At 65.2% G+C, this 13,623-nt stretch carries 8 protein-coding genes; 5 read left to right on the forward strand and 3 right to left on the reverse strand.

Features of this window, described 5'->3' with window-relative positions; genetic code table 11:
• Positions 1-19 precede the first annotated feature (19 nt).
• Genes KAK11_RS02605 through KAK11_RS02615 form a run of 3 tightly spaced genes read right to left on the reverse strand, consistent with a single transcriptional unit; the run spans position 20 to position 3,888 of the window.
• On the reverse strand, positions 20-1,051 hold the full coding sequence (locus KAK11_RS02605) for a DUF4917 family protein (RefSeq protein ID WP_210805840.1): 1,032 nt from the start codon (positions 1,049-1,051) through the stop codon (positions 20-22).
• Positions 1,044-2,336 (reverse strand): restriction endonuclease subunit S, encoded by a 1,293-nt coding sequence (locus KAK11_RS02610; RefSeq protein ID WP_246498234.1) that lies wholly within the window; start codon positions 2,334-2,336, stop codon positions 1,044-1,046. Before KAK11_RS02610 ends, KAK11_RS02605 begins: the two co-directional genes overlap by 8 nt.
• Positions 2,326-3,888, reverse strand: a complete 1,563-nt coding sequence (locus KAK11_RS02615) for a class I SAM-dependent DNA methyltransferase (protein WP_210805842.1) — start codon at positions 3,886-3,888, stop codon at positions 2,326-2,328. The genes KAK11_RS02610 and KAK11_RS02615 overlap by 11 nt, the downstream gene beginning before the upstream one ends.
• 294 nt (positions 3,889-4,182) lie before the next feature.
• Between KAK11_RS02615 and KAK11_RS02620 the strand changes: the two genes are divergently transcribed.
• The 5 genes from KAK11_RS02620 to KAK11_RS02640 all read left to right on the forward strand — a co-directional run bounded on the left by KAK11_RS02620 (position 4,183) and on the right by KAK11_RS02640 (position 13,618).
• Positions 4,183-7,656 (forward strand): transglutaminase family protein, encoded by a 3,474-nt coding sequence (locus KAK11_RS02620; protein ID WP_210805844.1) that lies wholly within the window; start codon positions 4,183-4,185, stop codon positions 7,654-7,656.
• A 51-nt stretch (positions 7,657-7,707) separates the two neighbouring features.
• Positions 7,708-10,344, forward strand: a complete 2,637-nt coding sequence (locus KAK11_RS02625; RefSeq protein WP_210805846.1) for a circularly permuted type 2 ATP-grasp protein — start codon at positions 7,708-7,710, stop codon at positions 10,342-10,344.
• Positions 10,341-11,273 (forward strand): transglutaminase family protein, encoded by a 933-nt coding sequence (locus KAK11_RS02630; RefSeq protein ID WP_210805848.1) that lies wholly within the window; start codon positions 10,341-10,343, stop codon positions 11,271-11,273. The genes KAK11_RS02625 and KAK11_RS02630 overlap by 4 nt, the downstream gene beginning before the upstream one ends.
• A gap of 149 nt (positions 11,274-11,422) precedes the next feature.
• Positions 11,423-12,376 (forward strand): hypothetical protein, encoded by a 954-nt coding sequence (locus KAK11_RS02635; RefSeq protein WP_210805850.1) that lies wholly within the window; start codon positions 11,423-11,425, stop codon positions 12,374-12,376.
• Between the two features lie 120 nt (positions 12,377-12,496).
• Entirely contained in the window at positions 12,497-13,618 is a 1,122-nt protein-coding gene (locus KAK11_RS02640; protein ID WP_210805852.1) for an IgaA/UmoB family intracellular growth attenuator, read from the forward strand.
• Positions 13,619-13,623: the final 5 nt, after the last annotated feature.

Consider the following 13,623-nt stretch of genomic DNA (forward strand, 5'->3'; position numbering starts at 1 on the left):
CGATATGACCCCTTGGTCCCTAGGACGAACTCTCATGAGTGTTCGAGCGCAGGGGATGAATCCAACAACCAGGACTTTCCGCATCGAAGAAAAAAACCTCGCTCACTCCTGCGGCTTTCAAGGCATCTTCCATCTCTTGGGCTCCCGATTGGTTCCCACCATAAACTGATACAGCTGCTCGTCTCAGTCGAGAGTTCGACCCGCACAACTGGGTCCAGATATGCTTGTCTTGCTCCGCTGCAGCCCAACCATAGATGACCAATGAGTCACCAGATCTCGGGAGTACCTCACTGTAGACACGGGTCAGATAGTTTGATCCTGCTATCGAATTCCTTTTTTGTACCGAGGTTCCCTCGCTAACAAAAAGTGGCACGTACCAACCCTTTTCCCAGTAACCGAGAATGTTCTCAAGCAAGTCCCGACTAAAGTCTCCGACGGTGATTTTTCGCTCCGTGTGGTCTGCGGCTCTTCGGGCGGTAATAAGGCTACCGTGGGGATAAAAGATCAACGTCGAACCCTCTGAACGGTATGGTTTTCGCAGAACTTCCCAGTCCTCACAGAACTGACCGCCACCAAGAAAGCAATCCTTGAACCAGTTACCCAACGGATGCTGACTGGCCATCATGGCCCAGTAAACCAGCAGGTCGTAGTTCAGACAAAAGACCGTTTTGAAGCCCTTCATGAACTGGGACATGGGCTCGAAGTACTGCTTCGCGTCCTCATAGCTGATATGCACCTGTCGCACTGTCGCTATCAGGGCACGCCTCACCTGCCTGTAGGCCTCTTCAACTTTGCCTGGCTCTACGCCAAGCGCCTTGTTGACAAGCGTGGCCTCCCAAAGACGCCTGAGTACCAACTCGAAGTCGCTTGTTTCAAAGGACTTAAAGATCTCTGCAACTTCAGAGGTCAGATGACCATGCTGCTCTGCTGCCAAGCGGAGTGATGCGTAGCCAAAGCCAGAATGAACAGCCATGCTCGCACCATTCCCCAATAGGAGTGCCCCACCAAGAAACGGGGCTTTGATATCGGCCCACTTTTGGATCTCAGGCAACTTTGGCCTCCGTCAATTCAAGCAGGCGAACCCGCCCAGAGATCAACTTTGGGAGCAAGGTATCGCGCAACTCTGACAGTGCGGAAGCTTGTATAGCACTCGCAATAATGCTGTCCAGTATTGGACTGAAAAGTTGATCGGCGGAACCCAGCACTTCGGAGGATGGGACGAAAGCCTTCGCAGCGGACAGGTGTGAACGCTGGATGTGCCCCATGGTCGTTGCCTTGCTGGCAGCGACTTGCCTGAAGTGCTCTAAATGATGCTTGGTCCAAAGGTAGTAGAACCACTTGGGAAATCGCTGCGAGGTGACCTTGAACAGATGTTGGTTCAACGCGCCTTCACCACCGCACCAGATGTCAACTTCTAGACTGCCAGACCAAGAGAACAACACATCGCCGTTCCGAACAATGTATTCGGGCTTGATATTGCGTGCTGCCTTATCGGCACCGACCGTATCGCCCTTGCGGAGTTGAGCAATCTTGATCACTGGCAAGTCATCAACGCCGGTCGGAGGAAACTTCTGCAGAGCCAAACCGTTGAGATAGCTGGCAATATCGTCCAGCGACTGCACAGCCCACCCCTTCGGCAGCAGCCCCAACGCCGACTCTTCCAACGCATCCGGAAACAGCGCGGCCGTGGCCTCGTCCATGCCTTCGGGGGCGCGGCCTGCCATCTTGGCACGCACGGGGTCGAAATCGACGAACCACGACTTGAACAGCGATTGGGCGATGACTTCGAGGGTGGTGTTGGTTTGACGCAGTAACCTCATCCTGGATTCAATGGTCTCCAAAAGATCGACCACTGCTCGCCTCGCATGCGATAGCTCTGGCACCGGGTAAGACAAAAAGTCCTCTCGGCTCAAAGCAACAACTGCACTTCCCATTGCTCGGCCCGCACAGTACGCCCGATATTCCGGCGTTTGCAGCAGCCAGTAGATGTACCTTTCAACCTCCTGGTTGCCTCGTTTGAAGCAAAGCTTGACGGTGTCTTGGGTGAGGCGCCCTAGGGGAACCGATGTAGGCACTCTGGCAACAGAGCCGATCATCTTTCCATCTTTGGTCGCCCCTTTTAGCGACGCAAACAAATCGCCTGGAACCAACATCAACTTTTCGGGGCAATCTCCGCCATACGTCTTGAAGTCTTCCTCGCGAAAACCTCCGCCAGGCGTAATCGAGCCTAGGCCCAACAACGCTGGCCCTGGCTTTCCCACCAGATTCCCCTTGTAGGTTGTGCCCCGAACCAAGCTGACGTAGTCCCCCAAGTTCTCACCAACCTCAGAACTCATACCCCAGCCCCCCCAGCTTCTGGCGGATCAGCGCATCCAGCTCCGCGCCCTTGGCCATTTGCTCGCCCAGCTTCTCGGTGAGCTTTTGCATCTTCTCGGCAAAGGCTTCGTCGTCGTCTTCCACTTCTTCGGCGCCCACATAGCGGCCCGGGGTCAGCACATGGCCGTGCTGGGCAATCTCGGCCAGGGGCACGCTGCGGCAAAAGCCAGGCACGTCGGTATAAGTGGTGAGGCTGGCCCCGGCTGGCACCTCGCCGCGCCAGGCGGCCACCGTCTCGGCAATGCGGGCAATGGCCGCATCATCCAGCTCGGCTTGCACACGGCTGATCATCTGGCCCTGCTTGCGGGCGTCGATGAACAGCACCTCACCTTGGCGTTGTTTCTGCTTGGCCAAGAACCACAGGCAGGCGGGGATTTGGGTGTTGAAGAACAACTGGCCGGGCAGGGCCACCATGACCTCCACCACGTCAGCATCGACCATGGCGGCGCGGATCACGCCTTCGTTGTTTTGGCTGCTGCTCATGCTGCCATTGGCCAGCACAATGCCCGCACGACCGGTGGGCTTGAGGTGGTAGAGCATGTGCTGCAACCACGCATAGTTGGCGTTGCCTTGGGGCGGGTCGCCATAGTGCCAGCGGGGGTCGCCCTCCAGGCTGCCGTGCCACCAGTCGCTGATGTTGAAGGGCGGGTTGGCCAAGATGAAATCGGCCCGCAGGTCGGGGTGCTGGTTGCGGGTAAAGGTGTCGCCGGGCTCGCGGCCTAGGTTGAAGTCGATGCCGCGAATGGCCAGGTTCATCGCCGCCAAGCGCCAGGTGGTGGGGTTGGCCTCTTGGCCGTAGATGGACACATCGCCCAGGCGGCCACCATGAGCCTCGATGAACTTCTCAGACTGCACAAACATGCCGCCCGAGCCGCAGCAGGGGTCATAGACCTTGCCGTGGTGGGGGCTAAGCACAGCCACCAGGGTTTTGACGATGCTGGCGGGTGTGTAGAACTGGCCGCCCCGCTTGCCCTCGGCGCTGGCGAACATGCCCAAAAAGTATTCGTAGACCTGGCCCAGCACGTCGCGCGCCTCTTCAGCCTTGCTGCCAAAGCCGATGGTGGAGATCAGGTCCACCAGCTCGCCCAGCTTGCCATCGGGCAGTTGGGCGCGGGCATAGCGCTTGTCCAAAATGCCTTTGAGCTTGGGGTTCTCGGCTTCGATCAGAGCCAGCGCGTCGTCAATGTGTTTGCCGATGGTGGGCTGCTTGGCGGCCGCGCGAATGGCCTCCCAGCGCGCGGGCTCGGGCACCCAAAAGGCGTTGACCTCTTTGTAGTAATCGCGGTCTTCCAGCTCGGCGGCAATGTCCTCGGCGCTGGCCTCGCCGTAGTAGTACTCATCCTCCGGGCTAGTCAGCCGGGTGTGCAGCTCGGCATGGCGGGCGGCAAAGGTGTCGGAGATGTACTTCACAAAAATGAGCCCAAGCACCAGGTGCTTGTACTCGGCCGCGTCCATATTGGCGCGCAGCTTGTCGGCCGTGGCCCAGAGGGTTTTCTTGATGTCGTCGAGCATGGGGTTTGTATTTTTCTATGAGCGCCAGCAGGCAGGTAAAGTCACAGCGCAGGTGTGGCGCCATCTTACGTGGTGGCAGCGCTTGCCTGCCCACCCGCACCACCCTCGCCCACCCCACGCCCCACCGCTGTGCACCCGCCCCCAAGCTGGGGCGCGCACGCACCGCGCCGCGCACCTTTCTTGGCCTGCATCTTGCTGGCTGGGCTGATGGCCCTGGCTGCTGGCTTGCGCATCTGCAACGCTGGCCCCTGCCAGGCCGGTTTTTCTCGCCCCTGATGCCCCAAGGAAGTTGCTGTGTCCATCCATGTCGCGCTCAAGCATGTCACCCGTTACCGTTATGACCGGCGGGTGAGCCTTTCGCCACAGGTGGTGCGGCTGCGCCCGGCGCCGCATTGCCGCACGCACATCGTGTCTTACTCGCTGCGGGTGGAGCCTGAGCTGCATTTCATCAACTGGCAGCAGGACCCGTTCTCCAACCACCTGGCGCGGCTGGTGTTCCCGGACAAGACCACAGAGTTCACCGTGACGGTGGACCTGGTGGCCGAGATGTCGGTCTACAACCCGTTTGACTTCTTTTTGGAGCCGCACGCGCAGAAGGCGCCGTTTGACTACGAGGCGGCGCAGCGCCAAGAGCTGGCGCCTTATTTGGTGGCCGACAAGGCCGGCCCCAAGCTGGCGGCCTACCTGGCCGGCATCTCGCGCGAGCCGCAGCCCACGGTGGATTTTCTGGTGGCGTTGAACCAAAAAATACAGCGTGATGTGAGCTACCTGATCCGCCTGGAGCCTGGCGTGCAAACGCCGGAAGAGACGCTGACCAAGGCCTCGGGCTCGTGCCGAGACTCAGGCTGGCTGCTGGTGCAGGTGCTGCGGCACCTGGGGCTGGCGGCGCGCTTTGTGTCGGGCTATTTGATCCAGCTCGCCCCTGACCAAAAGGCCCTGGATGGCCCCAGCGGCACCGAGGTGGATTTCACCGACCTGCACGCTTGGTGCGAGGTCTACCTGCCCGGTGCCGGCTGGATTGGCCTGGACCCCACCTCAGGCCTGCTGGCCGGGGAGGGCCACATTCCGCTGGCCTGCACGCCGCAGCCGTCGAGTGCGGCGCCCATCAGCGGCGCGGTGGACGAGTGCGAGGTGAGCTTTGAGCACGAGATGGGCGTGACGCGCATTTTTGAATCCCCGCGCGTGACCCTGCCCTACACCGATGCGCAATGGGCCGAGGTGCTGCGCCTGGGCGAGCAGGTGGACGCCGAGCTGCAAGCGGGTGACGTACGCCTGACCATGGGCGGCGAGCCCACTTTTGTGGCGGTGGACAACCGCGACGCGGCCGAATGGAACACCGACGCGCTGGGCCCCACCAAGCGCCTGATGGCGCAAGACCTGGTGCAGCGCTTGCGCGATGAATATGGCCAAGGCGGCTTCTTGCACTATGGCCAGGGCAAGTGGTACCCAGGGGAGCAGTTGCCGCGCTGGGCGCTGTCCATCTGCTGGCGGGCCGACGGCCAGCCCTGCTGGCACAACCCCGCCCTGCTGGCCGACGAACGCGAGGCCCATGCCTACACGCCCGAAGATGCTCAGCGCTTTGTGCGCACGCTCACCCGCCACTTGGGAGTCACGGACGAGTTCGTCCAAACCGGCTACGAGGACGCGTGGTACTACCTGTGGCGCGAGCGCAAGCTGCCCACCAATGTGGACCCTTTTGATGCGCGGCTGGACGACGAGCAAGAGCGCGCGCGCCTGCGCCGCGTGTTTGGCCAGGGGCTGGACAAACCCGTGGGCTATGTGCTGCCGCTGGGGCCGCAAGAAGACAGCGCCACACCGGGCTGGGTGACGGGGCCGTGGTTCTTCCGCGATGAGCGCATGTACTTGCTGCCCGGGGATTCGCCCATGGGCTTGCGGCTGCCGCTGGATTCTTTGCCCTGGGTGCGGCCCGAGGACTACCCTTATCTGATTGACCAAGACCCGTTTGCGCCGCGCGCCCCGCTGCCCAGCACCACGCCTGTCGTTGACCAAAGCCGTAGCCAGCCGCGCCACGGGGCCGACACCGCCCACGGCGAGCTGGCCCAGGGCGGCACGGTGGGGCTGCATGCGGCCTCGCTCAGCGCCCCCGGGGCTGCGCGGGCCAACAGTGCCCCTGCGGCCGCGCACAGCAGCGTGCCCCTGGCACAGCGGCCCGAGCGCTTTCAGAGCGCGCATTGGTTGACCCGCACCGCCTTGTGCGTGGAGGTGCGCGACCCGCGCCGCGCCAACGGCCCCGCCGCCGAGGCCCAAGGCCAGGCCAGCCAGGTCTTGTATGTGTTCATGCCGCCGCTGGCCCGGCTGGAGGACTACTTGGCCTTGCTCAGTGCAGTGGAAGCCACCGCCAGCGAGCTGGGCGTGAAGGTGGTGCTGGAAGGCTACCCGCCGCCGCGCGACCCACGGCTCAAGCTGCTGCAAGTCACCCCTGACCCCGGCGTGATCGAGGTCAACATCCACCCCGCCCACAGCTGGGGCGAGCTGGTGGCGCACACCGAGTTCCTCTACAACGCGGCATGGCAGTCGCGCCTCTCGGCCGAGAAGTTCATGGTGGACGGTCGCCACACCGGCACCGGCGGTGGCAACCACCTGGTGCTGGGCGGTGCCACCCCGGCCGACTCGCCCTTTTTGCGGCGGCCGGATGTGCTGGCCTCGCTGCTGGCCTATTGGCACAACCACCCGGCGCTGAGCTATTTGTTCTCGGGCCTGTTCATCGGCCCGACCAGCCAGGCCCCGCGCGTGGACGAGGCGCGTAACGACCAAGTTCGGGAGCTGGAGATTGCGCTGGGCGAGATCTGGCGCCTGCATGACACCCGTCAAGGCGAGATGGCCCCTTGGCTGGTGGACCGCACGCTGCGCAATGTGCTGGTCGATGTCACCGGCAACACCCATCGCAGCGAGTTTTGCATCGACAAGCTCTATTCGCCCGACTCGGCCACAGGCCGCTTGGGCCTGCTAGAGCTGCGCGCCTTTGAGATGCCGCCCCATGCCCGCATGAGCGTGGTGCAGCAGTTGCTGCTGCGGGCGCTGGTGGCCCGCTTCTGGCACGAGCCCTACCGCGCACCGCTGGTGCGTTGGGGCACCAGCCTGCATGACCGCTTCATGCTGCCCACCTTCATCGAGATGGACCTGGACGATGTGCTGGCCGAGATGCAGGCCTTTGGCCACGGCTTCGACAAAGCCTGGTTTGCGCCGCACCTGGAGTTCCGCTTTCCGAAGATCGGCGAGCGGGCTTTGCGCGGCGTGCACCTGAGCCTGCGCCATGCGCTGGAGCCCTGGCATGTGATGGGCGAGGAGGGCAGCGCGGGCGGCACCGTGCGCTTTGTGGATTCATCGCTGGAGCGGCTGGAGGTCAAGCTCAGCGGGCTGATCGACCCGCGCCACCGCCTCACCGTCAACGGCGTGACGGTGCCCCTGCACACCACGGGCCGCGAGGGTGAATATGTGGCCGGTGTGCGCTATCGCGCCTGGCTGCCGCCCTCGGCCTTGCACCCCACGCTGGGGGTGGATGCACCGCTGACCTTTGACCTGGTGGACACCTGGAGCGGCCGCTCCTTGGGCGGTTGCCAGTACCACGTGGCCCACCCGGGCGGGCGCAACTACCAGACCTTCCCGGTCAATGCCTACGAGGCCGAGAGCCGCCGCCTGGCGCGCTTCTTTGGCATGGGCCACACACCGGGCACGCTGGTGGCGGCCGAGCCGCAACGCAGCCTGGAATTCCCGCTGACGCTGGATTTGCGGCGCGCTGGGCGGTGATGTGAGGCAGGGCTGGCTCTCAGTGCACGCAGGTGATGCCATGATGTGCGCATGAGCGCCCCGCAGTCCCAGGCCCCACTCGCCACCCCCGCCCACACCGCCACCGAGGAGGCCATGCGCCTGGCCTTGCAAGCCGCCTTGCCTGCCCGCCCCGGCCACTTTGACGAGCTGCGCGGCAGCAGCCAAGCGCCCGCCGCCGCACCGGGCTTAGCCCCGCTGTGGCAGGCCTTTTTGGAGGCCACGGGCACCAGCGGCTGGCTGGACTGCGCCCACAAGCACGAGCGCGTGCGCCACCGCGTGCGTGAAGACGGCGCCACCTACAACGTCTACGACGACGGCGGCCAGCCCCAGCGCGCCTGGCCGCTGGAGCTGCTTCCCATGCTCATCGGGCCGCAAGAATGGCAGCGCATCGAGCGCGGTGTGCAGCAACGCGCCAAGCTGCTGAATGCCTGCTTGGCCGATGTCTATGGCCCCGGTGCGCTGCTGGCCCAAGGCCTGCTGCCGCCGCAATTGGTGCTGCGCCATCCGCAATATCTGCAAGCAGTACATGGCCTGAAGCCGGCGGGCGAGGTGTGGCTGCACCTGCTGGCTTTTGACCTGATCAAACAGCCCGACGGCCACTGGTGTGTGGTGGCCCAGCGCACCCAAGCGCCCTCGGGTCTGGGCTACCTGCTGGAGAACCGGCTGGTGATTGCGCCGCAGTTCCCCGAGGCCTTCAAGGCCATGGCCGTGCAGCGGCTGGCGGGCAGCTTTCGCAGCCTCTTGCAGGGGCTGATGCGGCTCTCGCCGCAGGGCGAGCGGGCGCGGGTGGCGCTGCTGACGCCTGGGCCCTTGAATGAAACCTATTTCGAGCACAGCTTTTTGGCACGCTACCTGGGCATCACCCTGGTGGAGGGGCCGGACCTGACCGTGCGCGACGACCAGCTCTTCCTCAAAACCCTGCATGGCCTGGAGCGCATTGACGTGCTGCTGCGCCGCGTGGACGACGATTTTTTAGACCCGCTGGAGCTGCGCGCGGAGTCCACCTTGGGAGTGCCGGGGCTGCTGCAGGCGCTGCGCAGCGGCGGCGTGGTGCTGGCCAATGTGCCCGGTGTGGGCTGGCTGGAAAGCCCCGGCCTGCAAGCGTTTTGGCCCGGCGTGGCCAAGGCCTTGTTGAACGAGCCGCTGCACCTGCCCAGCAGCGAGAGCTGGTGGTGCGGCGAGGCGGCGGTGTGGCAACGCATGCAGCCCCGGCTGGGCGAGCTGGTGGTGGCGCCCACCTTCCCGGGCGGTGGAGGCCTGCTGGGCGCTGGGCCGGTGACCTTGGACCAGCTCAGCCCAGAACAAACCCAAACCTTGCTCGGCCAGATGCAGCAAGACCCGGCGGCCTACACCGTGCTGGCGCCGGTCCAAGCCTCACAAACACCGGTATGGACGGCCGGGCAGTTGCAGCCGCGCGGCGCGGTGCTGCGCGTCTATGCGCTGAGCGACGGCCAAGGCGGCTGGCAGGTGCTGCCCGGCGGCCTGACCCGCATAGGCCGCCCGGGCGACCAAGGCACTGGCGGCTGGCTGAGCATGCAGCAAGGCAGCGCCAGCGCCGACACCTGGGTGCTGACCGACGGCCAAGTGGACACCACCAGCCTGCTGCCCCAAGCCCTGACCGACGCCGACCTGCTAGGCGCACGCCGCCCGGTGGCCAGCCGCTCGGCCGAGAACCTGTTTTGGCTGGGCCGCTACAGCGAGCGCGCCGAGAACGCGCTGCGCCTGATCCGCTGCGCGCTGGACACCCTGGGCGCGCAGCAGCGGGGCCGCTTGGCCCCGGCCGTGCTGACCATGGTGGACACCCTGTGCCGCCAGCTCAGCCTGTTGCCCTGGGACACCCCCGCCGCTGCCCAAGACCCCCAGGCTGTGAGCCAAGCGCTGTTGCAAGGCGCGCGCGGTGGGCCGGGCCTCTACAGCCTGGCCTATAACCTGCAAGCCATGCAGCATTGCGCCCAAGCCTTGCGAGACCGGCTCTCGACCGAGCAGGTGCAACTGATGCACGAGCTGCAGCACCGCCTGGCCCAAGCCCTGCCGCCCGCCCACAGCCCCACGGCGGCCAGCGAGCAGCCCACGCCGTCGCACGGCGCCGACACCCTGGCCGCCTTGGCCCGCACCGCCACCGACCTGGCCGCTGTGACTGGCATGCAGACCGACCGCATGACGCGGGACGACGCTTGGCGCCTGCTCAGCGTGGGCCGCCAGATCGAGCGCCTGGACTTTCATTGCCAGGTGCTGGCTCAAGCCTTTGAGACCGGCGCCGTGCACGACGAGGACGGCTTTGCCTTGGTGCTGGCCTTGTTCGACAGCACCATCACTTATCGGGCCCAGTTTCAGTCGCGGCGCGAGGTGCTGGCCCTGCTGCACCTGCTGGTGCGCGACACCGACAACCCGCGCTCCTTGGCCTGGGTGGCCCGCACCATGCGCGAGCGCTTTGTCAAACTGGCGCGCCACCTGCCCGCGTGGGCCGCCGAGGTGGCCGGCCACCTGCCCCAGCCCGACACCTGGCCCATGGCCACCTGGTTTGCACCGGGCGCAGCAGCCGACGACACCGCCGCCCTGCTGGCCCAGCTGAATGAAGCCAGCGCCCAGGCGCGGCAGCTGTGCGTGGAGGTCGAGCGTGGCTTGTTTGCCCATGTGCACGGCAGCCAGCAGGTGGTGTGGCAATGAGCAGCAACACCGCGCCACGCGTTTTGCACGTGCGCCATGTCACCACCTACCGCCACAGCCAGGTGGTGGACCTGGCCCAGCATGTCGCTTATCTGCTGCCGCGCACCCGCACGCAGCAAACCCTGCTGAGCCAGCGCCTGCGCATCAGCCCCACGCCCGACCACTGGGCCGAGGACGGCCCGCCGCCACCCCAAGCCTTGAGCCTGGACCGCCTGGGCAACCAGCGCTTGGTGTTTGCCCACAGCCGCCCACACAACGTGCTGGAAGTGCGCTCGGACTTCAGCGTGGCGCTGGCCCCCGCGCCGCCGCCCGACCTGGCCGCTGGCCCCCCTTGGCCGCAAGTAGCCGATGAACTGCGTTACCACGCTGGCCCCCAAGCGCCGGATCTGGTGCTGTGCAGCGTGCCGTCTCGCTACACGCCGCTCACCCCTGAGCTGCGCGCCTTTGCGCACGCCCAGTGCGCGCCCCAACACAGCGCGGCCCTGGCCGCCTGGGCGCTGTGCTGCCACATCCACGATGAGTTTGCCTACCGCCCGCACAGCACCGATGTGAACACCCGCGCCCCCGATGTGCTGCGCCTTCGCGCCGGGGTCTGCCAAGACTTTGCCCACCTGATGATTGCCGCCTGCCGCGCCCTGGGCCTGCCCGCGCGCTATGTCAGCGGCTACCTGCTGACCCAGCCGCCCCCCGGCCGGCCACGCCTGATTGGCGCAGATGCCAGCCATGCCTGGGTCGAAGTCTGGTGCCCCCCACACGGCTGGCTCGCCTTCGACCCCACCAACCGCTGCCTGCCCGCCGACGACCACGTGCAACTCGCGCTGGGCCGCGACTTCGCCGACGTGGCCCCGCTGCGCGGCGTCATCCGCGGCAGCGCAGGCGCGCAGATGACGGTGAGCGTGACGGTGTCGCCGCAGGAGATTGAGGGGTGAGGCTGGGCAGCGCGGTGAACGAGTTGGCCGCCGGTGCGGCAAAGCCACGGCTTGTGGCGCGGCAGGAGACGCCCTTGGAAGTGCAGTTCCGGCTATCGCTGGACGGCCTCGAGAGCCTTTTTCCGATGGTCCTGGGACTGTTGCTCGGCATGTTTCCTCTTTTGCTGATACGCCCGCAAGACACGGGTGTCCTGCTGGGGATCATGGTCATCTGGGGCTTGGGCCTGTTGCTGCTGACCCCGTTGTGGATCGCGTACAAGCGGGGGGCGCCGTTACCCGGCAGGGTCGTGCCCGTGTTGCTGGACCTGCGACGCAAAGGGCTGATGGGCAGCGAGTTGCTGCTGGCGTTGCCCAGCTCGCTTCAAACCATGGATGGCCAGTGGGTCGAAGTGCCGGCCCACTGGGTCGGGCAGACCATCCCGCGCGGTCCGTCCTTTATGCCGGCCGAGGTCTGCGAGGCCAACGCCACGTTGATGCGCTTGGGCCGCTTGGCCATTGCCGAGGAGCCACGCTGGCAGTGGATGCACGCAGCCCAGCACTACGGTCAGTGTGCCCTGGCCTATTTGCTGACCCTTTTGGCGATGCTGGCCTTGAATTGGCAAGAGTTCAACGTCAGTTACCGGCTGCTGGTGGCCCCCACAAGCACTTGGCCCACCACCACGATGTCGGACTTGGCCTTTCGACCCCCAAAGGCGGGCGAGGTCTTGCGCATCCAGGACACCCTGACCTGCGACACGGAAGCCCGCTTGGCCACCGTGCTGAAGGAGCCCGCCGCACCCGGCAGCGCCTGCCTGCGCCTGCAGTCTGCATTGCAAACCAGCCCTTGGTGGCTGCTGCTCGACCAGCCTCTGCCTTCTTTGGAAACAGCAGTGGCCACGCCCGACGCCAGCCCGTCGAGCCACTCAGCGACGGTCAGCTTTTTTGCCCTGATCCAAGACGTGGACCAATCTCTATGGGGACACCCCATGCTCAGCCTCGACACCCGCGTGTTTCCATGGTTCACCACAGCGCGTCGGATACGCAGCTTGGTGGCGGGGTTCATGGCAGTCGCAGTTCTGGTCTATGGGGTCATGGCGTGGGTGAGGTACCGTCAAAGCCGTTGAGCACTCACGAGGTTCTACACTGACCGGCTCGATATGTTTTTTGCTCCCTCATGTTTCTGTACTGCTGCGCTCCGAGCCACCTGCCCTGCCTGACGCCGCAACACCACCTGGGGCAGCTCGATGGCTAAGGCCAATCCCCGCCGCCAGCTCAAGGCCCAAGCGCAACAGGTGCTGAGCCAGCGCCTCGAGACAGCCAATGAACGGCGCTTTCGGCTCGTCAACCAAGCGGGCTGGGGTGTGGCGGTCGTGGCGGGCGGAGGCTGGCTGCTGATGTGGTGGGCTTACTTGGCCGAGCGTGGCTTTTGGATGCTGCTGTGGCTGCTGCCGGGCTTAAGCTTGCTGGCCTGGGCCAGTTGGCTGGTGTGGAACCCGGTGGTGGATGCCAACGCGGTGGATGTGCACCACATGAAGCTACGCCTGCAGCGAAAGGCTGTGCCCGATGTGCCCGTCGCGCTGGCCCTGCCCGATACGCTCTACACCAGCAGTGGCGCCTTGGTGAGCCTGCCCGCGCATTGGGTGGGCCGCAGGGTGCAGGCCTCGCCCATGGACATGGACGCCGAGGTCTGCCCCAGCGAGCGCATGGTGCTGCGGCTGGGCCGTGGCTTGGCCATTGACCAGGAATGGCGCTGGCGCTTGATCGGCCGCTGGCGTGCCCAGCGCGCGCTGGCACTGACCCACGGCTTGGTGGCGCTGTATTTGGTGATGCCGCTGAGCGGCTGGCTGGCCCATTGGCACCATGCGCTGGCCTCGGTACAGCCCGTCACGGCGATCGCCACACCCACGCTGGAGCAAGTGCTGCGCCAACCGCCTGCGGTGGGTGAGATGGTGCGGATCAAGGCACAGGTGCGCTGTGCGGAACAGCATGACAGCGTCCCTGACAACGCGGTGATCTGGCGCACGCTGGACTGCAAGCAACGCCTCTGGGGTGACTCAGCCCAAGCGGTCACGTTGCACCTGAGCGAGCCCGTCGAGCCCAAGCTAGAGGCACGCAGCAACGAGCGCCTAGGCCCACGCTGGCCTGGCATCGAGCTACCCCCACAAGCGCCGCACGAGGTTGGGTTCTTTGGGCAAGTCACTCGGGTCGAGCGCGCCGCAGGCACCACCGTGGCCCTGCACATCGACACCCGGGCCTTGCCCTCCAACGCAGGCGGCAGCCGCATTGCGGTGTTCTCTACCTTGTTGGCAGTGGTGCTGGCGGTGGTGCACGGGCTCTTGGCGGCCTGCCGCATTTTTGGGCGCTAGGTCAT

It is taken from the genome of Ideonella paludis (assembly GCF_018069865.1).
Taxonomy (GTDB): domain Bacteria; phylum Pseudomonadota; class Gammaproteobacteria; order Burkholderiales; family Burkholderiaceae_C; genus Ideonella; species Ideonella paludis.